Annotated in this window: 18 protein-coding genes, 4 tRNA genes and 1 other RNA gene; 15 read left to right on the top strand and 8 right to left on the bottom strand. The window is 70.9% G+C overall.

The genetic code is table 11. The annotated features are described in order from the left end of the window. The first annotated feature begins 309 nt into the window (after positions 1-309). The 8 genes from IE263_RS03225 to IE263_RS03190 all read left to right on the top strand — a co-directional run bounded on the left by IE263_RS03225 (position 310) and on the right by IE263_RS03190 (position 4,873). Positions 310-627 carry a histone-like nucleoid-structuring protein Lsr2 gene (locus tag IE263_RS03225; protein WP_189931895.1) on the top strand — a complete coding sequence of 106 codons (318 nt, stop codon included), beginning with the start codon at positions 310-312 and terminating at the stop codon, positions 625-627. A gap of 148 nt (positions 628-775) precedes the next feature. Beyond that, positions 776-847 (top strand) — tRNA-Gly (locus IE263_RS03220). A gap of 80 nt (positions 848-927) precedes the next feature. Beyond that, positions 928-1,000, top strand: a tRNA-Gly gene (locus IE263_RS03215). 129 nt (positions 1,001-1,129) lie between these two features. Beyond that, on the top strand, positions 1,130-2,092 hold the full coding sequence (locus IE263_RS03210; RefSeq protein ID WP_189931893.1) for an ABC transporter ATP-binding protein: 963 nt from the start codon (positions 1,130-1,132) through the stop codon (positions 2,090-2,092). Then, positions 2,089-2,880: an ABC transporter permease gene (locus IE263_RS03205; protein WP_229910770.1), complete on the top strand. Its 792-nt coding sequence runs from the start codon at positions 2,089-2,091 to the stop codon at positions 2,878-2,880. The genes IE263_RS03210 and IE263_RS03205 overlap by 4 nt, the downstream gene beginning before the upstream one ends. Before the next feature lie 32 nt (positions 2,881-2,912). Beyond that, positions 2,913-4,169 carry a sensor histidine kinase gene (locus tag IE263_RS03200; RefSeq protein ID WP_189931891.1) on the top strand — a complete coding sequence of 419 codons (1,257 nt, stop codon included), beginning with the start codon at positions 2,913-2,915 and terminating at the stop codon, positions 4,167-4,169. Further along, positions 4,166-4,774, top strand: coding sequence for a response regulator transcription factor (locus IE263_RS03195; protein ID WP_189931889.1), 609 nt, complete (start codon positions 4,166-4,168; stop codon positions 4,772-4,774). The genes IE263_RS03200 and IE263_RS03195 overlap by 4 nt, the downstream gene beginning before the upstream one ends. Positions 4,775-4,797: 23 nt before the next feature. Further along, positions 4,798-4,873 (top strand) — tRNA-Gly (locus IE263_RS03190). 67 nt (positions 4,874-4,940) lie between these two features. On the opposite strand, the gene IE263_RS03185 is transcribed toward IE263_RS03190, so the two are convergent. The 6 genes from IE263_RS03185 to ffs form a co-directional block, all read right to left on the bottom strand. After that, positions 4,941-5,840, bottom strand: a complete 900-nt coding sequence (locus IE263_RS03185; RefSeq protein ID WP_189931887.1) for a phosphoribosylaminoimidazolesuccinocarboxamide synthase — start codon at positions 5,838-5,840, stop codon at positions 4,941-4,943. Between the two features lie 106 nt (positions 5,841-5,946). Then, positions 5,947-7,440: a N,N-dimethylformamidase beta subunit family domain-containing protein gene (locus IE263_RS03180; protein WP_189931885.1), complete on the bottom strand. Its 1,494-nt coding sequence runs from the start codon at positions 7,438-7,440 to the stop codon at positions 5,947-5,949. A 380-nt stretch (positions 7,441-7,820) separates the two neighbouring features. Next, complete coding sequence (locus tag IE263_RS03175) at positions 7,821-10,250, bottom strand: hypothetical protein (RefSeq protein WP_189931883.1); 2,430 nt, start codon at positions 10,248-10,250, stop codon at positions 7,821-7,823. Positions 10,251-10,583: 333 nt separating this feature from the next. Further along, positions 10,584-11,834 carry a phosphoribosylamine--glycine ligase gene (purD, locus tag IE263_RS03170; protein ID WP_189931881.1) on the bottom strand — a complete coding sequence of 417 codons (1,251 nt, stop codon included), beginning with the start codon at positions 11,832-11,834 and terminating at the stop codon, positions 10,584-10,586. A gap of 134 nt (positions 11,835-11,968) precedes the next feature. Beyond that, positions 11,969-14,284 carry a DNA polymerase III subunit gamma and tau gene (locus IE263_RS03165; RefSeq protein WP_189931879.1) on the bottom strand — a complete coding sequence of 772 codons (2,316 nt, stop codon included), beginning with the start codon at positions 14,282-14,284 and terminating at the stop codon, positions 11,969-11,971. 102 nt (positions 14,285-14,386) lie between these two features. Beyond that, positions 14,387-14,485: signal recognition particle sRNA small type (gene ffs, locus IE263_RS03160), an RNA gene on the bottom strand. 72 nt (positions 14,486-14,557) lie between these two features. On the opposite strand from ffs, the gene IE263_RS03155 reads away from it, so the two are divergent. Continuing rightward, positions 14,558-14,645 (top strand) — tRNA-Ser (locus IE263_RS03155). 64 nt (positions 14,646-14,709) lie between these two features. On the opposite strand, the gene IE263_RS49895 is transcribed toward IE263_RS03155, so the two are convergent. After that, positions 14,710-15,000 (bottom strand): site-specific integrase, encoded by a 291-nt coding sequence (locus tag IE263_RS49895; protein ID WP_373311850.1) that lies wholly within the window; start codon positions 14,998-15,000, stop codon positions 14,710-14,712. Positions 15,001-15,502: 502 nt separating this feature from the next. Between IE263_RS49895 and IE263_RS03145 the strand changes: the two genes are divergently transcribed. The 6 genes from IE263_RS03145 to IE263_RS03120 all read left to right on the top strand — a co-directional run bounded on the left by IE263_RS03145 (position 15,503) and on the right by IE263_RS03120 (position 19,105). Continuing rightward, the gene (locus tag IE263_RS03145; protein WP_229910769.1) at positions 15,503-15,685 is read left to right on the top strand and encodes a hypothetical protein; all 183 of its coding nucleotides are present in this window, start codon (positions 15,503-15,505) and stop codon (positions 15,683-15,685) included. Positions 15,686-15,916: 231 nt separating this feature from the next. Next, positions 15,917-16,810 carry a phosphorothioated DNA-binding restriction endonuclease gene (locus IE263_RS03140; protein ID WP_189931874.1) on the top strand — a complete coding sequence of 298 codons (894 nt, stop codon included), beginning with the start codon at positions 15,917-15,919 and terminating at the stop codon, positions 16,808-16,810. 128 nt (positions 16,811-16,938) lie between these two features. Then, positions 16,939-17,217, top strand: a complete 279-nt coding sequence (locus tag IE263_RS03135) for a ribbon-helix-helix domain-containing protein (RefSeq protein ID WP_189931873.1) — start codon at positions 16,939-16,941, stop codon at positions 17,215-17,217. Then, on the top strand, positions 17,214-17,639 hold the full coding sequence (locus IE263_RS03130) for a PIN domain-containing protein (RefSeq protein WP_189931871.1): 426 nt from the start codon (positions 17,214-17,216) through the stop codon (positions 17,637-17,639). The genes IE263_RS03135 and IE263_RS03130 overlap by 4 nt, the downstream gene beginning before the upstream one ends. Before the next feature lie 304 nt (positions 17,640-17,943). Then, a complete protein-coding gene (locus IE263_RS03125) occupies positions 17,944-18,327 on the top strand; it encodes a hypothetical protein (protein ID WP_229910768.1) in 384 nt (127 codons plus the stop codon). A gap of 202 nt (positions 18,328-18,529) precedes the next feature. Beyond that, positions 18,530-19,105, top strand: coding sequence for a hypothetical protein (locus tag IE263_RS03120; RefSeq protein WP_189931869.1), 576 nt, complete (start codon positions 18,530-18,532; stop codon positions 19,103-19,105). Positions 19,106-19,166: 61 nt separating this feature from the next. Here the strand turns inward: IE263_RS03120 and IE263_RS03115 are convergent, their stop codons facing one another. Beyond that, complete coding sequence (locus IE263_RS03115) at positions 19,167-19,463, bottom strand: GYD domain-containing protein (protein ID WP_189932053.1); 297 nt, start codon at positions 19,461-19,463, stop codon at positions 19,167-19,169. Positions 19,464-19,622: the final 159 nt, after the last annotated feature.

Below are 19,622 nucleotides of genomic sequence, written 5' to 3'. Positions count from 1 at the left end.
ACCCGCACAAAATTTCTACGCGAGTAGAGTTGTAGGAATCTACGTGAGCGCCATCACTTTCGCTGGCTGGATCGGGTGGCGGAGCAGGCCCTTCACGAAAAGTTCAGCGAAAGATCCCCGATGGACCCTGCTCGCCTATTGCGCTGGGACACGCGGGAAGATTTAGTTCAGCTTCACATTCCATTGCCGGGCACTGTACAAATGAAATGGCAATAGCCGATACTTTGCCCCATAACAGGCGGACAGTCGACAACTCCGTGACGTCTTGGCACGTCATCGCAGAGCTGTCGCACGAAGGGACCGATATTCGTGGCGCAGAAGGTCGTGGTCACTCTCTTTGACGACATCGACGGCTCGGAAGCGGCGGAAACGATCGCCTTCGGACTCGACGGCAAGTCGTACGAGATCGACCTGAATGAAACCAATGCCAAGAAACTGCGTAAGGCGCTCGCGCCGTACGTGGAGGCCGGCCGCAAGCGGTCGAGGTCCGGCAAGGCGTTCAAGCAGACGGAGGTCGCCCCCGACCCTGCTGCGGTCCGCGCCTGGGCCCAGGCGAACAAGATGGAGGTGCCCGCACGCGGGCGGATCCCCAAGAAGGTCTACGAGGCGTTCGCCGAGGCGCAGTGATCCCCTCCGCGCCCAGGTCCGCCGGGACGACCCCGGGGCCCCTCAGCGGGCCCTGGGGACAACCGACTTGCGCTACCCCCCTCATGGTCGGCTAATGTCTGGAGCACGCCGCCGGGCGGGGCCGAAAAGCCCAGCTCACGGAGGCCATGCGGGTGTAGTTCAGTAGTAGAACATCCCCCTTCCAGGGGGAAGGCGCAGTGTGCGATTCCTGTCACCCGCTCTGCATCGCCGTCCCGACCACGCTGGTGGATCAGGTAGGCTGGTGCTCGCGCCGATCGGTGAAAGCTGGTCGGAGGCAATGCGGACGTAGCTCAGTTGGTAGAGCGCAACCTTGCCAAGGTTGAGGTCGCGAGTTCGAGCCTCGTCGTCCGCTCGGGAATGAGACCCCGGTCCATTGGACCGGGGTCTTTTCGTGTTCCCGCCGTGACCGTCTGACATTTGTCATACGGAGTGATGACAGTGCGCACTGCTGCCGGCCTGTGTGCGCCGGGACCCTGGAGTCATGGAAGCCAGGGACACGAAAGAACACGTGATTGAGGTCACCGACCTCCGGCGTGTGTACGGGGGCGGGTTCCAAGCGGTCCGTGGGATCTCCTTCCACGTCGACCGTGGGGAGATCTTCGCGCTGCTGGGCACCAACGGGGCCGGCAAGACATCGACGGTGGAACTGCTGGAGGGGCTCGAGCGGCCCGACGGTGGTCGGATCCGGATCCTCGGCCACGACCCGTACACCGAGCGGGCCGTCGTACGGCCGCGCACCGGCGTGATGTTGCAGGAGGGTGGCTTTCCCTCCGAGCTGACCGTCAAGGAGACCGCGCGGATGTGGGCGGGCTGTGTGAGCGGGGCGCGACCGGTCGGGGAGGCGCTGGCGCTGGTCGGACTGGCCGGGAAGGCCGACGTGCGGGTGAAGCAGCTGTCCGGCGGTGAGCGGCGGCGGCTGGATCTGGCGCTGGCGCTGCTCGGGAAGCCGGAGGTGCTGTTCCTCGACGAGCCGACGACCGGTCTGGACGCCGAGGGCCGCCGCGACACCTGGGACCTGGTGCGGGCCCTGCGCGACGCCGGGACGACCGTGCTGCTGACCACGCACTACCTGGAGGAGGCGGAGGGCCTTGCCGACCGGCTGGCCGTCCTGCACCAGGGGCGCATCGCTGCCGCCGGGACGCCTGCCGAGGTGACCGCCGCGCAGCCGTCCCGGATCTCCTTCCAGCTGCCCGAGGGGTACTTCGTGGGTGATCTGCCGCCGCTGGGCGAGCTGGGAGTGTCCGACCACGAGGTCGAAGGGCGCCTCGTACGGCTGCGGACGCGGGAGTTGCAGCGGGCGGCCACCGGGCTGCTGGTGTGGGCCGAGCGGGCCGGTGTCGAACTGAAGGCGCTGGACGTGCGGTCGGCCTCGCTGGAGGAGGCGTTCCTGCAGATCGCCCGGGACGCGTCGGAGCAGGCTTCGGAGCAGGAGGTCGCGGCATGAGCGGCGCCATGGTCAAGGGTTCGGTCACCACCCCGGCGAGCCGGATGGCCGCGCTCGCCCGCGCCGAGCTCACCCTGCTCGGGCGCAGCAAGGCCACGGTCATCTCGGCCGTGCTGGTGCCGCTCGCACTGCCGTTCAGCCTGCGTCCGGTGGTCGACGACATGGACGTCGAGGACTCCGGGCTCACCGTCGGGCTCGTGCTGCTGCCCGCCGCGATCGGGTTCTCGCTGCTGTTCGGTGTGTACGCGGCGCTCACCGCCATCTACACCGCCCGACGCGAGGAACTCGTGCTGAAGCGGCTGCGCACCGGTGAGCTGCGAGACACCGAGATCATCGCCGGATCCGCGCTGCCGGTGTTCACCATGGGGCTGGTGCAGTGCCTGGTGCTGGCGGTGGGCTGTACGGCCTTCCTCGACGTGCCGGCCCCCGAGGCGCCCCATCTCGCCGTTCTGGGCGTGCTGTTGGGGCTGGTGATGTGCGCGGCGCTGGCGGCGGTCACGGCGAGCGTGACCCGGACCGTGGAGAGCGCTCAGGTGACCACCCTGCCGTTCGTCCTGGTCTCGATGGTGGCCTCCGGGGTGACCGTCCCCCTGGAACTGCTGCCCGACCGGGTCGCCTCCGTCTGCGAACTGCTGCCGCTGAGCCCGGTCATCACCCTGGTCCGCAGCGGCTGGACCGGCGACCTGTCGGCGTACGAGGCCCTGGGCTCCCTGGCCACCGCGCTGGCCTGGACCGTGCTGGCGGTGTTTGCTGTGGGACGGTGGTTCCGGTGGGAACCGCGGCGCTGACCACGCCGGGGGCAAGGTACGGGAGGGGAACGATGTTCGGCCGGATACGGGGGTGGCAGCGGCGCCACTGGCGGGACCGCAGCAAGGCCGAACGGGTCGAACTGCAGAGCGTGATCACCTGGTACGCCACGACCTGGTTCTTCTCCCTCGCCTGGCTCGCGATGCCGCTGGTGGGCGGCCTCGACCGCCGTCCTGTGCCGGTGATCGTCGGTGGCCTCCTGCTGCTGGTGGGCACCTTGCAGTGCGCGGAGGCCAACCGGCTCACCCGGCCCGTGCTCGACCACTACCTGGGCCGCGCCGAACTCCCGCCCCGCGCCCTGCGCGGCGCGGCCGTCCTGCTGGCCCTCGGGCTGGCGCTGGATCTGGCGCTCGCCGCGCTGGACGGCACCGACCCGGTGACGATCAGGCTCTCCATCGGCGCCGCCCTGCTGCCCTTCGGACTGCTGTACGGGCTGATGGTCCCCGTCCGGGTGTTCCTGCGCCACTCCGCCGTGCTGACCGTGCTGCTCATGGTCGTGTTCGGCCTGGCCGACCCGGACCCTGTGCGCATCCTCGCGATCGGCGTCGTGACGGCCTTCGGCACGGCGTTCTCCCTGCTCGCCTCGCGCTGCGGCGCCTGGACCCTGGCGGTGTTGTGGGAGGCGGAGCGGGCCCGTGAGGTCGAGGCCCGGCTCGCCGTCGCCGAGGAGCGGCTGCGGTTCGGGCGGGATCTGCACGACGTGATGGGACGGAACCTGGCGGTGATCGCGCTGAAGAGCGAGCTGGCCGTGCAACTGGCCCGGCGGGGCCGGCCGGAGGCCGTGGAGCAGATGATCGAGGTGCAGCGCATCGCGCAGGAGTCGCAGCGCGAGGTGCGGGACGTCGTACGGGGATATCGGGAGGCCGACCTCGGGGTCGAACTCGCCGGTGCGCAAGGGGTGCTGACGGCGGCCGGGATCGAGTGCGAGGTGCGCGGGGAGGCCGCCGGGCTGCCCGCCGAGGTGCAGTCGGCGCTCGGCTGGGTGGTGCGGGAGACGACCACGAATGTGCTGCGGCACGGGGACGCCGGTCGGTGTTCCGTGGGCCTGCGGGTGACGGAGGGGCATGTGGTGCTGACGGTGGAAAACGACGGGGCCGCCGAAGGAGGAGGTGCCGGTGTGAGCGGCGGCTCCGGGCTCGCGGGGCTGCGGGAGCGGCTGGCGGGCGTGGACGGGACCTTGGAGGCGGGGTTCGCCGGGGACGGGGTGTTCCGGGTGGTGGCCGAGGTACCGCTGCGGGAGGCGGCTGTGGTGAGTGAGGTCACCGCATGACCGTGCGCGTGCTGCTCGCCGACGACGAGCATCTGATCCGGGGTGCGCTGGCCGCGCTGCTCTCGCTGGAGGACGACCTGGTGATCGTCGCCGAGGCGGCCACCGGGCCCGAGGCGCTGGCGATGGCGCGGGCGCACGCACCGGACGTCGCCGTCCTGGATCTGCAGATGCCGGGCGCCGACGGTGTGAAGGTCGCCACATCGCTGCGGGCCGAACTGCCTGCCTGCCAGGTGCTGATCGTCACCAGTCACGGCCGGCCCGGGCATCTGAAGCGGGCGCTTGCGGCGGGTGTGCGCGGGTTCGTCCCGAAGACGGTGAGCGCGCAACGGCTCGCGGAGCTCATCCGTACCGTGCACGCCGGAAACCGTTACGTCGACCCCGAGTTGGCCGCCGACGCGATCGCCGCCGGAGACTCGCCGCTGACCTCGCGCGAGGCCGAGGTGCTGGAACTGGCGGCCGACGGGGCGCCCGTCGCGGAGATCGCCGAGCGGGCCGCGCTGTCCCCGGGAACCGTGCGGAACTACCTGTCGTCGGCCGTGTCCAAACTCGGGGCGGAGAATCGACATGCGGCGGTGCGGCTCGCACGCGAGCGGGGTTGGGTATAGTTGCTCTCGCGCCACGGCGCACTGCGGACGTAGCTCAGTTGGTAGAGCGCAACCTTGCCAAGGTTGAGGTCGCGAGTTCGAGCCTCGTCGTCCGCTCCAGCGAAACCCCGGTCCGGTGGACCGGGGTTTTCTCGTGCCCCGGCTTCCCGGGGCCCTTCGCGTGCGGCTACGTCCAGCTGCTGCCCGTCAGGCGCTCGTACGCCTCGACGTACTTGGCGCGGGTCGCCTCCACGATGTCCTGGGGCAGCGCCGGCGGCGGCTGCTCGCTCGCGCGGTCCCAGCCGGACTCGGCCGAGGTCAGCCAGTCGCGCACGAACTGCTTGTCGTACGACGGCTGCGCGCGGCCCGGCTGCCACCGGTCGGCAGGCCAGAAGCGGGAGGAGTCCGGGGTGAGGACCTCGTCGGCGATGACGAGCGTCTCCCCGTCGAAGCCGAACTCGAACTTGGTGTCCGCGAGGATGATGCCCCGGTCGCGGGCGATGTCGCGGGCGCGGCCGTAGACGGCGAGGGTCGTCTGGCGCAGTTGGGCGGCGGTGTCCGCGCCGACCTGGCGGGCGACCTCCTCGTAGGAGACGTTCTCGTCGTGGTCGCCGACGGCGGCCTTGGTGGCCGGAGTGAAGATCGGGGCGGGGAGTTCGCTGCCGTCGACCAGACCCTCGGGAAGGGCGAGGCCGCAGACCGTGCGGGTGTCGTTGTACTCGGCCAGGCCCGAGCCGGTGAGGTAGCCGCGGGCCACGCACTCCACGGGGACCATCTGCAGCGACTTGCAGACCAGGGTGCGGCCGGCCCAGTCGGCGGGGGCCCCGGCGGGCAGGTCGGTGCTGAGGACGTGGTTGGGGACGAGGTCGGCGAGCCGGTCGAACCACCACAGGGAGAGCTGGGTGAGGATGCGGCCCTTGTCGGGGATCTCGGTCGGCAGCACCCAGTCGAAGGCGGACGTGCGGTCGCTGGCGACCATCACGAGGTCGCCCGCCTCGTTCTGGTACAGCTCGCGCACCTTGCCGGTGTGCAGATGCACCAGGCCCGGGACCTCGAGGGGTTCGGGCTTTTCTACGAATCCGGACACGGTTCCTCCCCGTGGTTCTGTCCTATGGGTTGATTGTCCCGTACACCGGGGTTGATCAAGGACAGAGGGTCGGACGAGCCGCAGGCCGGGGGGCTGGGTGGGGTCGTCAGTCCCGTTTGCAGATGCGGTCCAGGAGGTTCGCCGTGGCGCGCTGGATACGGGGGTCGACGTGGCCGGGGCGGTCCAGGGCCGGGGACCACGCGAAGGTGCCGGAGGCGAAGACCAGGGCGCCGGAGGGGGCGCGGTAGAGGGAGGTCTCCTGGTGGCGCAGGACGCCCTCGCTGTCGGTGTACGGGGAGTGGGCGAGGAGGGTGCGCTCCTCGTGGGGCGGGAGCGGGGTGCGCGGGAAGTAGCGGTCGGCCTCGCCCGCGACCAGGCCCTCGATGCCCTCGCCCTCGTGGGCGCCGGTCGCCTCCCACAGCCAGTGGTCGGCGTTGCGGACGATCAACGGGTGCGGTTCGGGGACCCGGCCCGCGTACTGGATGCCGATCAACTGCTGCTCGGCGCGGTCGATCTCGCGCCAGAGGACGGAGCGGCCGGGGCCCTTGCGTTTGCGGCAGGTGAGCAGGCGGCCGGGGACGCCGGACGGGGACGGGCCCAACTCCACCTGCCAGTACAGGGTGTTGGCGGAGAGGAAGACCAGTGAGGTGCCGCTGTCGCGGGCGAGTTCGACGGTGCGGCGCATGGCCTGCGACCAGTACTCGTCATGGCCGGGGAAGACCAGGCCCCGGTAGCGGGTGGGGTCGATCTGGCCGGCGTGCAGGTCGCGGGCGTCGGCGTAGGCGAGGTCGTAGCCGTAGCGCTCCGCCCAGCGGATGAAGTCGTAGGCGTGGCCGACGTGGAGGGGGAGGCCGGCTCCGGCGTACGGGCGGTCGAAGGAGACGGTCGTGGCGGCGTCGGCCTCGCCCAGCAGGCGGCCGTTCTCGTCCCAGGCGTGGTAGAGGCTGGCGCCGGTGCGGCCGTCCTCCGGGTAGAGGTTGTACGCCTGCCAGGTGATGTCGGGGAGCAGCAGAAGCAGGTCGGCCCGGCGGGTGTCGCGGACGGTGAAGGGGATGTGGGAGCGGTAGCCGTCGGCGGTGGTGAGGACGGCGACGTACGCGCCGACGTTCCAGTACGACGGGACCTGCAGGCGCCAGGAGAGCCACCAGTGGTGGCAGGAGACCGTGCGGTCGGCGGTCAGGGGTGGGGGCTGGACGATGCCGGAGAGACGCGGGCTGGTGGTGATCTTGGCTGCGCCGTCGCCGTCGTAGTGGCCGATGCGGTAGATGTCGACGCTGAATTCCTGGGGCGGGTCGACCGTGATGTGGAAGTCGACGGCGTCGCCGGGGGCGACCGCGCCGGTGGAGATGAAGCCCTTGATCTGCCGGCGGACGTCGTCGGCCGAGCGGGGTCCTCCGGCGGTTCGGGGGGAGGGGATCCGGGGGGCTTCCTGGGTGGGGGTGGAGGCCGGGTCGACGTACCAGGGGACGACCTGGCCGACGGCGTCGTCGAAGTACGTCTCGGTGCCGCGCAGCCAGGGAACGGGGCCCTGTCCGAAGGGGTCCGTCACGGCGTGCGCCAGCGCTCCTGACTCCCATCGGCGGATGTGGTTCTGCCCCATGGTGCTCCCCTCCCCTTTGGCCCCCGCGGGTTCGTTGCCCGGGCTGTTGTCTGCGGTGTGCTGGTGACCTGCTGCGATGTGCTGGTGACCTGATGGAACGTGGCGTTCGTGTGTTTGTCCTATGTCGCACGCCCATGCCATGGGCGCGATCGATCCCAGCACATCACATAACGCGCGCAGACAGTCACTATTCGTTGCGAATTGGCTGAAAGTGGAACCGAGTGATCCGGTATGTGCCGGGTGTCGGCGGGACCGTGGCCCTGCGGTCGCGGTGCCGCCCTGTCACGGGGTCGCGGCGGTGCGGGGCCGCGGTGGTGCGGGGCCGCGGTGGTGCGGGGCCACGGTGTCGCGGTGGCGGCCGGCGGGTGCGCCGGGACGCTTCAGCCGAGGCGTACCGGCTTCTCCGGGCGTATCCCGAGCTCCACCAGCCAGCTGCGCAGCGGGGCCGCGTCGCCGTCCTCGACCAGACTGAGGACCCGAGGAGTCAGGTCGGTCACGCGCCGGCCGTCCACGAGCAGGGTCGGGCCGTCGAGCCAGTCGAGGCCCGGGGTGGCTCCCACGGTGTCCATCGCGGCGCAGCAGACCATCGCCGTGACGTGGTCGGTGAGGAGCTCGCGGTCGGTGCGCGGGGGCTGAAGCGGGAAGAGCGGGAGTGTGCCGCCGTCCCAGAGAGGGCCCGCGTCGAGACCCTGACCGGGCGCCGGGGGGCCGACGGGGGCCGAAGGAGCGGCCTCGCTCTCCTCCCGGGCCAGCTCGGCACCGAGACGGGCGGCCAGGGCGGCGCTACGAGGGCTGGGGGCGGGGAGGTCGTTGACGCCACTGGTGCCGTCGGTGTCGTCGACGGAGAGGACAGCGTCTTCGTCGGCCGGGGCGCTGGGGGTTGGGGGCGCTGGGGGTGGGAGTACCGGGGTGTCCTGGGTGTCCTGGGTGTCCGGGGTGTCCTGGGTGTCCGGGGTGTCCTGGGTTTGCGGGGCCGGTGGGGCTATCGGGGCGCTGGAGACCTCCGGGACCTTCAAGCTCTCTGGGGCTTCCGAGGGCTTCAAGGCATCTGACGGCTCCGGGGCTTCCGGGGCTTCCGGGGCTTCCGGAGCTTCCGGAGCTTCCGGAACATTCGGGGCCGCCAAGATCTGCGGAGTTTTTGAGGGCTCCCGGCCCTCCGGGGTTTCCGCAGTGGCCGAGGCTTCCGGGACCTCCGGGGCATTCAAGGTCTCCGAGGCTTCCGGGACCTCCGGGGCATTCAAGGTCTCCGAGGTTTCTGGAGCCTCTGGGGGCTTCGGGGCCCTCGGAAGCTCTGGAGCTTCCGATGTGGTCGGCGTATGAAGGACGGCCTCCGGGATGCCCGGGGACTTGGGAGCCTCCGGGAACTTCGGGGTCTCCGGGAACTTCGCGGGGCCCGGGGCCTCCGGAAGCTCTGGTGCTTCCGTGGTGGCCGGCGTATGCAGGGCTACGCCCTCCGGGAGGAGCGCGGGCGGGTGTGGGTGGTCGTCCCAGGCGGGCGCCGTGGGGGGCGTGCTCCCTGCCGCCGTCAGGTGGTCCAGTACGCGGGCCAGTGTCGGGCCGTCGCAGGCGGGGGTGGCGGGGTCGGGGGTGCGGCGGACGCCCAGGGCGTCGAGGACGCGGTGGAGGCGGGCCGCGTCGGTGCGCCATTTGCGGTCCACGACCTCGTCCGGATACTCCCGCCAGTCCACCGGGGACCAGTCGGAGCCGGTCTCCGCCGGGCCGCCGTGGAAGAGGCGGGCGGCGAGGAGGGAGGCGGCCTCGTCGACCGCGCCGGGCTCTTCGAGGAGGTCGCAGGCGGGGCGCTCGCCGAGGCGGGAGGCGAAGCCCTCGGCCAGCCGGTCGCGTCGGGACAGTTCGGTGAGGGCGGCGACGACGCCCGCGTCCAGCCGGGACGGCCAGCGGCCCATCCGCCAGGCGGGCAGCGCCACGCGCGTGAGGAGGCGGTCCCAGCCCGCGTAGGCCAGGCCCACCTGCTCCTGGGCGACGATCCGCAGGCCGTAATCCACAGCCTGTGCACGCTCGGCGGCCGCCGCGGCCACCCCCCGCTCCATCTCCGCCGCATGGACCTGGCAGCCGCGCAGGAGCAGCCGCGCGACCCAGCCGACGCCGGCGCAGACCAGGCGTATGCCCGGACAGCGGCCGCGGTCGGCGGAGACGGCCACCGCGGCGTCCAGCCCCCGCACGAACCGCCGGGCCGCCGCTATGTCGGGGTGTGCCGAGGGTCCCGTACCTGCGACGACCGGCGCGAGGACGGCGCGCAGCTCGCCCACCCGCATCCACCACAGGAACGGGGAGCCGATGACGAGGACGGGCGCGGCATGCGTACGCCGGTGCGGGTGCCGGGGTGCGGGGCCCGGGCCGGCTATCTCGTCGCCGCGCCGGGGCGTGGGCGGGCCGTGCGCCGGGTGGGTGCGGTCCTCCAGCCAGCTGTCGCAGTCCGGGGTGAGCGCTATCGCGGAGGGCGCGGGAACGTCGAGCCGGTCGGCGAGGTCGCGCACCATCCGGTACAGGTCGGGGGCCGCGCTCTCGGCCAGCGCGACCGTGGGACTGACGGCGGGGCGGGCGCGGGCGACGACCAGGGCGATGACACCGGCGGCGAGCAGGACGAGGAGCGCGAGCGCGAACACGGCCCAGCGGGCGACGTCCCAGCCGGGACCCATGAGGTGCCCGGCGGAACCGCCTGCCAGCAGGATCACGGCGGCCGCCGTGGGCAGCAGCGCGACCGCGAGCGCCCGGTTGCGGATGCGCAGCACACCCAGCGCCCGGGCCCGTGCGGCCTGCGCGCCCGCCTCCATTCCCATACCGGTCACGACCGGACCTCACCCCCTCCCCGCAGTCCTGGATGTCCTGACTCTCCTGGTCTTGCTCACTCCCCCACTGTGGCACCCGCCACTGACATCGCAATGCCGATGGGCCAAGTGCCGGACGCTTGCGCCGCACCCTAGTTGGCCCTGCGACCGCCGTCAGCCGGAAGCGGCACCGCTCACTCGATGGAATGGCTTTGGGGAGAGGTGGATGACGGTGGGCAAGGAAAAGGCCCCGGGTTCCCTGGGGGGTTCCCAGGGGATCCGGGGCCTGTTCAGAAGCCTGCACTTCGGCGACTTACGGGGGGGGCGGCTCACGCGGGCATCCTGCGCGGAGTGTTACGCGCCCGCCGCCTTCGCCGCGATGTCCGTACGGTGCTGGGAGCCGTCGAGGCCGATCCGCGCGACCGAGCGGTACGCCCGCTCACGGGCCTCCGTGAGGTCCTTGCCGGTCGCCGTGACGGACAGGACGCGGCCCCCCGCGCTGACCACCGCGTCGCCGTCGCGCTTCGTGCCGGCGTGCAGGACGTACGCGTGCGGGGCGTCCTGGGCGGCCACCTCGTCCAGACCGGTGATCGGGTCGCCGGTGCGCGGGGTGCCGGGGTAGTTGTGCGAGGCGACGACCACGGTGACGGCCGCCTCGTCGCTCCAGCGCAGGGGAGCGAGGTCGGCGAGGTTGCCGGTGGCGGCGGCCATCAGGAGCCCGGCGAGCGGGGTCTTCAGGCGGGCCAGGACGACCTGGGTCTCCGGGTCGCCGAAGCGGGCGTTGAACTCGATGACCCGCACACCTCGGCTGGTGATCGCGAGTCCGGCGTAGAGCAGGCCGGAGAAGGGGGTGCCGCGGCGGCGCATCTCGTCGACGGTCGGCTGGAGCACGGTCTCCATGACCTCGTCGACCAGCTTCGGGTCGGCCCAGGGCAGCGGGGAGTACGCGCCCATGCCGCCGGTGTTGGGGCCCTCGTCGCCGTCGAGCGCGCGCTTGAAGTCCTGGGCGGGCTGGAGCGGGACGACCGTCTCACCGTCGGTGACCGCGAAGAGGGAGACCTCTGGGCCGTCGAGGAAATCCTCGATGACGACCCGCTCGCAGGCGGCCGCGTGTGCCTTCGCGGCCTCGACGTCGCTGGTCACGACGACGCCCTTGCCGGCGGCCAGGCCGTCGTCCTTGACCACGTACGGGGCGCCGAAGGCGTCGAGGGCCTCGGCCACCTCGTCGGGGGTGGTGCAGACGTAGGAGCGGGCGGTCGGCACACCGGCCGTGGCCATCACGTCCTTGGCGAACGCCTTTGAGCCTTCCAGCTGCGCGGCCTCCTTGGACGGGCCGAACACCGGGATGCCCGCCTCACGCACGGCGTCGGCGACCCCGGCCACAAGGGGAGCCTCCGGGCCTACGACGACGAGGTCGGCGCCGAGCTCCCTGGCCAGCGCGGATACGGCCCCGCCGTCCAGAGCGTCGACCTGGTGCAGCTCGGCGACCTCGGCGATGCCGGCGTTGCCGGGGGCGCAGTGCAGCGCGGTGACGGCGGGGTCGAGGGACAGTGAGCGGCACAGGGCGTGTTCGCGGGCGCCGCTGCCGATGACGAGGACGTTCACGGGGTCAGCCTAACGGGCTGGGCGTGCGGTGTTTTGTGCGGGCTTCCGAAGGGGGCCGGGTCGGGAAGCTGTGCGTTCCTCCAAAGCCGTGCCCTGTGTCGCTGTGGGCGTCGGCCGGACCGGGTGAGCGCCTCCTACTCGTTCGTGAACTCCTCCACCACCGTCGCCCCCAGCTCCCGCACGATCAGTTCGTGGCCGGAAAGTGCGCTCTCGTTGAGGTCGGGGTCGTCGTCCTCGGGGATGTCGTCCTCGGGAGCCACGTGTTCCGGAGCGGAGGAGGGTGCAGGGGTGGGGGTGGAGACGGGGGCGGGGGTCGACGGGGGCGTGGGCCGGGCCGGGGCCGGGGTGGGAGCGGCCGGCGTGGGTGCGGGCGCATGCTGGGATGCCGTACCGCCGCCGCCGTAGCCGCCGGAATTGCCGTAGCCGCCGGCGTTGCCGTAGCCACCGCCCGGGGCGCCGCCTCCGCCGAAGCCGGAGGGGCCGGACGGGCCGGAGGAACCGCCGAAGCCGCCGGTCGGCGGGGGCATCGAGCCGCCGCCGGACGGGTCGACGATCGCCTCGATCTTCCACTGGACGTTGAACTGCTCGGCCAGCGCCTGCCTCAGCACGTCCTCGCTGCCGCTGCTCGCGAAGTTGTCGCGGGCGCCGGCGTTGACGAAGCCGAGTTGGAGGGTGGTGCCGTCGAAGCTCGCGATGTGGGCGTTCTGGCTGAGCAGAATCCAGGTGAAGCGACGGCGGTTCTTGACCGCCTCGAGGATGTTGGGCCAGAGCGTGCGGGGGTCGAGGCCGCCGGCGGGAGGTGCGTAGACGGCGGCAGCCTGGGCGGGAGGGGGAGTGGGAGTGGAGGCAGGGGTGGCCGCCGGGGTCGCCGGAGGGCGGGCGCCGCCGCCCGCGGGTGCGGCCGTGGGCCAGCCGCCGGGCCGGCGTCCGCTGCCCGCGGCGGCGGGGGTGGGCCAGGCGCCGGGGGCGGGAGCCGCGGGGGCGGAAGGGGCGTCGGCCGTCGGCGCGGAGGCCGCGGCAGGAGCAGGGGTCGGCGCGGGGGCGGGAGCAGCGGTCGGCGCGGGGGCGGGAGCAGGGGTCGGCGCGGGGGCGGGAGCCGTAGGGGTGGCAGGGGGCTGGGCGGGCGCAGCGCCCGCAGCCGGGCCCCGTACCGCCGCCCGGGCCGCCGCGGCGCCGCCTCCCGGCGGGATCGGCGCGCCCTCGGCGGGAGCCCCCGCTCCCCCGTGCGCCTCCGGGCCGGGCACGTACCCCATGGCCGGCATCCCGGCGGCGGCTCCGCCCGCGGAGAAGTTGACGCCGCGCTCGATGCGGTCGAGGCGGGCCATGACGGAGCGCTCGTCGCCGTAGGCGGCGGGCAGCAGGACGCGGGCGCAGATCAGCTCGAGCTGGAGGCGGGGCGAGGTGGCGCCCCGCATTTCGGTGAGGCCCTCGTTGACGAGGTCGGCGGCGCGGCTCAGCTCGGCGGCGCCGAAGACGCCGGCCTGGGCCTGCATCCGCTCGATGACGTCGGCGGGGGCGTCGATGAGCCCCTTCTCGGCGGCGTCCGGGACGGCGGCGAGGATCACCAGGTCCCGGAGCCGCTCCAGCAGGTCGGCGACGAAGCGCCGGGGGTCGTTGCCCCCCTCGATGACACGGTCCACGACCTCGAAGGCGGCGGCCCCGTCACCGGTGGCGAACGCCTCGACGACGGAGTCGAGCAGCGAGCCGTCCGTGTACCCGAGCAGGGAGGTGGCCATGGCATACGTCACACCGTCCGCGCCGGCACCGGCGAGCAGCTGGTCCATGACGGACATGGAGTCACGCACGGACCCCGCGCCCGCGCGCACGACGAGCGGCAGCACTCCGTCCTCGACGGGGATGTCCTCCTTCTGGCACACCTCTCCGAGGTATTCCCGCAGGGTGCCCGGCGGGACGAGCCGGAAGGGGTAGTGGTGGGTCCGCGAACGGATCGTCCCGATGACCTTCTCGGGCTCGGTGGTGGCGAAGATGAACTTGAGATGCTCCGGGGGCTCCTCGACGACCTTCAGGAGCGCGTTGAAACCGGCCGACGTGACCATGTGGGCCTCGTCGATGATGTAGATCTTGTAGCGGCTGCGAGCCGGCCCGAAGAAGGCCTTCTCCCGCAGGTCACGGGCGTCGTCCACACCGCCGTGCGAAGCGGCGTCGATCTCGATGACGTCGATGGACCCGGGTCCGTTGCGCGCGAGGTCCCGGCACGACTCGCACTCCCCGCAGGGGGTCGGTGTGGGCCCCTGCTCGCAGTTCAGACACCGGGCCAGGATGCGCGCGCTGGTCGTCTTGCCACACCCACGCGGACCGCTGAACAGGTACGCGTGATTGACCCGGTTGTTGCGCAGCGCCTGCTGCAGCGGGTCGGTGACATGCTCCTGCCCGATGACCTCGGCGAACGACTCCGGGCGATAGCGGCGGTACAGCGCGAGAGACGACACGCATACGAGGTTATAGGCGCCCACTGACAACCGGCCCCGCCCCAGCTCACCCCGGGAACCCGCCCTGGCTCACCCCGGGCAGCAGCCCTGACTCGCCCCGGGAACACAAGCGCCCCCCACGCACCCGCCAGAGCCGACCTACCCTTGCTGCCTTCCGGCCCTGGGGGAGTTCAGTCAGATAGCGCCGCGTGAGGGGCTGCGCCCAGGTTACCCGATGCCAGGGGCAGGGAACGAGTTCGCGAGCACTCCTCTCGGTCATGTAATGTTTCCGGCGGAGGATTCGCCTAGAGGCCTAGGGCGCACGCTTGGAAAGCGTGTTGGGGGCAACCCCTCACGAGTTCGAATCTCGTATCCTCCGCCAGCCCAGAGGGCCGGACCACGAAAGTGGCCCGGCCCTCTGGCGTTCGTCCGTGTCAGTTTCCGTCTCAGTCGGCTTTTCGGCCGGTGGCAGGCGGGCTCGGCGGCTCCCAGAGGGCGTCGCCGGCTTGTTGCGCGACCTTGCGGAGCATGGTCCCCGTCACGTGCATGCAGCGGGCGCGCATGCGTGCCGCTCCCCCGGGCTCCCAACCCATGATCGAGTCGATCACGACGTCCGGGACGCCGAGGATCAGGAGGACGGTCGCGGCGGTGTGGCGAGCGTCATGGAGACGGCCGTCTCGTACGCCCGCGTCCCGGAGGAGCCGCTTCCAGACATGGAAGTCGGGGTTCGGGCTCAGCGGCCCGCCGGTCGGCGAGGCGAAATGTACCCCTTGCCCTCCCAGTCGGCACCGGCCGCGATCCGCTCCCGCTCCTGGGCTTCCTGGTGCAGGCGGAGAATCTTGATCAGCGGGTCAGGCCGGCGACTCGGGGCTGGGTGGGTTCTCCTTCCACCGCCATTCCGCGTCGACCTGGATGCCGGCACGGTGCACATTCGCCGGGCTGGAGGCAGCGGCCAAGAACCGAAGCGCCCCTGACGTACTCCGCCAGACTTCGATGGCACGGGCTCAAGTTCGATGTCACAGGACGCAGTCGACGTCGGTCACGTCCGTGCCAGCCTCATGCCAGATCGTGGGGGGGAACCACGGGGAACACCGGAGAACCGGTCGACCGCCCACCAGGCCCCGCCGCTACTCCGCCGCAGGTCAAGCCTGGAGCAAGCCCTACATACCCTTGGCTTCCCAGGAGATCCGTAAGGCCTCCGGCGACCGGGAGGGCACGCCTCTCGACACCGATCGAGTCGTGACAGGCTGGCCGGCACAAGGCGAGCCGCTCCACCCCGAGATCGTCTTGGGATTTCACGGGCTCTGCCTGGTGAAAGCCGTCAACGATGACGACTGGTACATGGGCAGTCTGAACGACGACGGCAGCGTCACCTGCTGGAGCGCCTACGGCGACCTCTACGAGGCACTGCGCGGCCTCTAGCCCGACGACACCTGTACCGGCTGGACGCCAACGCCCGTCTCGGTTTCCGTCTCATTCAGCGCCGTTCATGGCCGTTCAGACGAGACCCGGAGCCGTACCGGCGCCGACGCCCAGCCGCCCATTGTTCATTTCGATCATTTGGCGCAGATCTCTGCGACTCCGGGCCGCCGTCAGCCGCCTGCTCACGCAAGTCCCGGACGGTGTCCGAGGACGCCACTACGATCGCCGGTCATGGACTGGCTGGAGCGCACCGCGAAGCTGAGGCAGTGGACCAGAAGCGGGACTCGCGCTCCGCACAAGCCGCTGCTGTTTCTGTACGCCCTCGGCCGGTTCCAGCAGGGTGCCGACGACGAGCTGCGGTACAGCGCAGTGGAGGAGGACCTGAAGCGGCTGCTGTCCGAGTACGGGCCGCCCAACAAGACGACGCCCGCCTACCCGTTTCACCACCTGGTCAGTGACGGGGTGTGGGAGGTGCATACCGATCGCGGACCGGGTAGCCCCGGAAGCGGGGTACGAGAGCTGCGGGCCGCGGGAGCGGCAGGGCGCCTGACGCCCGAACTGCGCACGGCGTTGCTGCGTGAGCCATCGCTGCTCGGCCGGATGGCGCGGGTACTGCTCGACCTGAACTTCCCGCCCTCACTTCACGACGAGCTGTGCGAAGCCGTCGGCCTGGAGCTGGAGCAGGCCGAGACCGCCGGGGTCTCGGCCGTGCGGAGGCGCCGGGACCCACGAATGCGGGACCTGGTGCTGATGGCCTACGAGTATCGGTGCGCCTTCTGCGGCTATGACGGCCGGATCGGCGCGGTTCCAGTCGGGCTGGAGGCCGCGCATGTGCGGTGGTGGGCATTCGGCGGTCCTGACGACGTCGACAACGGATTGTGTCTGTGCTCGCTGCACCACAAGCTCTTCGACAAGGGTGTCCTCGGTGTCGGCGACAGCCACCGCATCCTGGTCTCACAACGGTTCGTCGGCCACAGCCGTGCCGCCCACGAACACGTCATAGCGCTCGCGGGCCGTCCGCTCGTCGGCCCTCAGCCGGGCATCCGCTCCATCGCGCCGGCCCATCGCGCCTGGCACGCGAGCCAGGTGTTCCACGGCAGCCCACGCCCCGCCACAGCCGCCTGACCGCCGACTTCGTTTCCGGCCTTCGACGGCCGAACCGGCCAGGGTCGACTTGCGTGCGCAGGCCGCACTCCAGCCTGCCGCAGGGACCGCCTGGTAAGGGATTCGACACTGGGAGTATGGTGCCTTGTATGGCGACCAAGAAGGTGACGGTGACCATCCCTGAGGATCTCCTTGACGAGATCCGTGCGGAGGCGGCGGAGCGGGGTCTGTCGGCATACGTCGCAGAGGCACTGCGCTTCAAGCGTGACCGGGACCGGCTGCGGGAACTCGTGGACTGGCTGCAGGAGGAACACGGTCCCGTTACCGATGACGAACATGCGGAAGCGTTGGAGGAGCTGGCGGACCTCGACGCCGAGCACGAGCGACGCCACGCCGTCGCAAAGCACGACGCCGGAGAGGCCGCGTGAAGAAACGGGCCGGTGAGCACGGGCAGCCGCGGCTGCGCATCTTCGTGCTCGACTGCGAGGCCCTGTCCCTCGCTGTGCGCGGTGACCGGAAGCTGATCGCCTGGCTGGACCTCGCGGCGCGGGGCGAGGCCGAGGTGGTGACATCACCGATGACGCTGGTCGAGGCATACGACGGCAGAACCACCGAGCAGCGCTGGGACTGGGTCCTCTCGCGACTCAAAGTCGCCGAGATCGGAAAGGACGAGGCACGCCAGGCCCGTCGGCTCCTGGCCGACGCCAAGCTGCACGGCCACAAGTATGCGATCGACGCGGTACTTGCCGTCATCGCCCGGCAGCAGAAGGGTCAGGTCACCGTCTTCACCTCGGACGTGGACGACCTGGAACGGCTGGTCCCTGACTCGATCGTCGTCAAAAAGGTCTGACCCGCGGCGCCAGCCGACGAGCTTCGGCGCCGACCTCACGGCCTTTGTCACCGGCACGCCGTCCGCCCGCCTCACCACGCTGCTGGACTCGGTCGCCGACCGCGAAACCGGCGGCACGGCATCGGTGTGGCGGTTCAGCCACTGATGAGCACGGGCACCGTCCTCGGTGTGGGACGGCGCATTGTCGGCTTGACTCGGCGGCGTGGCCGCTAGCATCGGCCCATGACGTCACATCAGGCGGATGCCGCGTAGGTCCCCGCGCGAGGTGAGGGCCACCGTGCCCGACGGGCGAAGCAGTGGTGCGGTGAGCACGCTGCTCATCGGCGCGTGTCCTGGACCGCCGGCGTGTGCTGCCGTTCACACGTACCTCTTCGTCGATGGCCTCGACGTGGTCGCGCGCAGCGACAGCAGAATGGCCGGCCTCGATCCGAGGCGGCTGCTCCGCCCAGGCGGACCGCTCTATCCGACGGATATGCCGTGCACGGTGGATGTGGCAACCCAGGAGCAGCCCGAGCCAGGGCCGGACAGGCTGACCATCCGGGTCCGGCTCCGGGGAGAGACGGTCATCTGGTCCGACCTGATGTACCCGGGCCCCGATGGCAGGCCCATCGGGGAGGTTCGCTTCCGCCTGGGGCAGTACCTGGGCGAGGTCGAGCGAGCATACGCGGCGTTGGAAGACCAGCCCTGATCGCCAATGAGCTGCAACCGGTGGATAGTTGAAGCCTGGATCCGGCGAGGTGGTAGACCCGAGTCGCAGCGTGCTCGTCACGACTGCCAAGGAGCTCGATGAGGATGTACTCCGCGTCCAGGTCGACGTCTACTCAGGTCCTCTGATCCGAGGTTGAGCGGTCCTCAGCTGTTGTCGGTGGGGTCTTCTACTGTCACCCCTCATGGGAAACCACTTTCAAACCGTCGTCGATCTGGATGCCACGCCGGCAGACGCGACAGCACTCGCTGCTCGCGGCCTTGACTGGCTCGTCGAGGAAGGGATAGTCCGCGCCGAGCGCACCGACTGTGTTCTCGGCGCCCCGCTGGGACACCCACCCGGTCCGCTCTGGGCCAAGGCGGTCGGGCAGGAGGACTGGGAGCCCAGCGACGGACTCAACATCGAAACAGGCCGAACCGTCTTCCAGGGCGGCCAGGGCGATGCCATGTACGCCGTTTGCCCTCACTGTGCCGGCCACGTGGACCTGTATACCGATGAGTGGGACTTGATCGAGGGTGCCTGGGAGCCCTTCAGCAAGGCCATCGACATTTGGTACGACACGGGCCGAGCCACCGTTGCCTGCCCGGGCTGCAGTCGAGCCGGTGACCTTACTGCGTGGACCTGGGACGACGACTACTACGCATTCGGCTACCTGGGCTTCGAGTTCTGGGACTGGCCCGAGTTCAGCCCGGGCTTCCTCGAACGATTCGCACGCGTGCTGGGTGGCCATCGCACGGTCCTGGTGGGGGGCAAGCTCTGAGGAACGGTGCTTCCTCGCAGCTCCGGGGGCCGCAGCCGTCCACAGCCAAGGTTGACGTGCCTCAGCCGGCGGCCTTGGCGATGATGCGGTCCATTTCCTCCCGGTCGAAGGCCCGCATGGTCGTGGTGCGGACGTTGCCCACCCCGCCCAGCTGCAGGAGCGCCGCGGTGGCGGTTTCGTCGTCGGGTGCCTCGACGACGGCCACGAGGTCGTACGAACCGACGGTCCAGTAGAGGTTCAGGAGCTTCGCCCCGAGCTTCTGTGTCGCTGCGGCGAAGGCCTCCGCACGCTTCGGGGTGTCCTTGTAGTTCCGGATCCCTTGATCGGTCCAGTTCAGCAACGTGACATATGTCGGCATCGTCTTCCACCTTCGTGAGGGAACCCATCGCGAGGTCAATCCTGGACACGGTGAAAGAAACCTGCACAAGGTGTGCACCCGAATGAGCAACCGCTGAGAGCCTCAGGGCTCTTCCATGGCGCCTCATCCGCACATCCGTCGGTACGCGAAGTCCGGCAG

This window comes from Streptomyces aurantiogriseus (genome assembly GCF_014649375.1).
In the GTDB taxonomy this organism is placed as follows: domain Bacteria; phylum Actinomycetota; class Actinomycetes; order Streptomycetales; family Streptomycetaceae; genus Streptomyces; species Streptomyces aurantiogriseus.
This window is presented reverse-complemented; position numbering and strand designations above follow the sequence as displayed.

What these genes read in the sequence shown, in the direction of transcription:
- IE263_RS03210 (WP_189931893.1), top strand. Translation starts at nt 1,130, where the DNA reads ATGGAAGCCAGGGACACGAAAGAACACGTGATTGAGGTCACCGACCTC.
- IE263_RS03205 (WP_229910770.1), top strand. Translation starts at nt 2,089, where the DNA reads ATGAGCGGCGCCATGGTCAAGGGTTCGGTCACCACCCCGGCGAGCCGG.
- IE263_RS03200 (WP_189931891.1), top strand. Translation starts at nt 2,913, where the DNA reads ATGTTCGGCCGGATACGGGGGTGGCAGCGGCGCCACTGGCGGGACCGC.
- IE263_RS03195 (WP_189931889.1), top strand. Translation starts at nt 4,166, where the DNA reads ATGACCGTGCGCGTGCTGCTCGCCGACGACGAGCATCTGATCCGGGGT.
- IE263_RS03180 (WP_189931885.1), bottom strand. Translation starts at nt 7,440, where the DNA reads ATGGGGCAGAACCACATCCGCCGATGGGAGTCAGGAGCGCTGGCGCAC.
- IE263_RS03140 (WP_189931874.1), top strand. Translation starts at nt 15,917, where the DNA reads ATGGACTGGCTGGAGCGCACCGCGAAGCTGAGGCAGTGGACCAGAAGC.
- IE263_RS03135 (WP_189931873.1), top strand. Translation starts at nt 16,939, where the DNA reads ATGGCGACCAAGAAGGTGACGGTGACCATCCCTGAGGATCTCCTTGAC.
- IE263_RS03120 (WP_189931869.1), top strand. Translation starts at nt 18,530, where the DNA reads ATGGGAAACCACTTTCAAACCGTCGTCGATCTGGATGCCACGCCGGCA.
- IE263_RS03115 (WP_189932053.1), bottom strand. Translation starts at nt 19,463, where the DNA reads ATGCCGACATATGTCACGTTGCTGAACTGGACCGATCAAGGGATCCGG.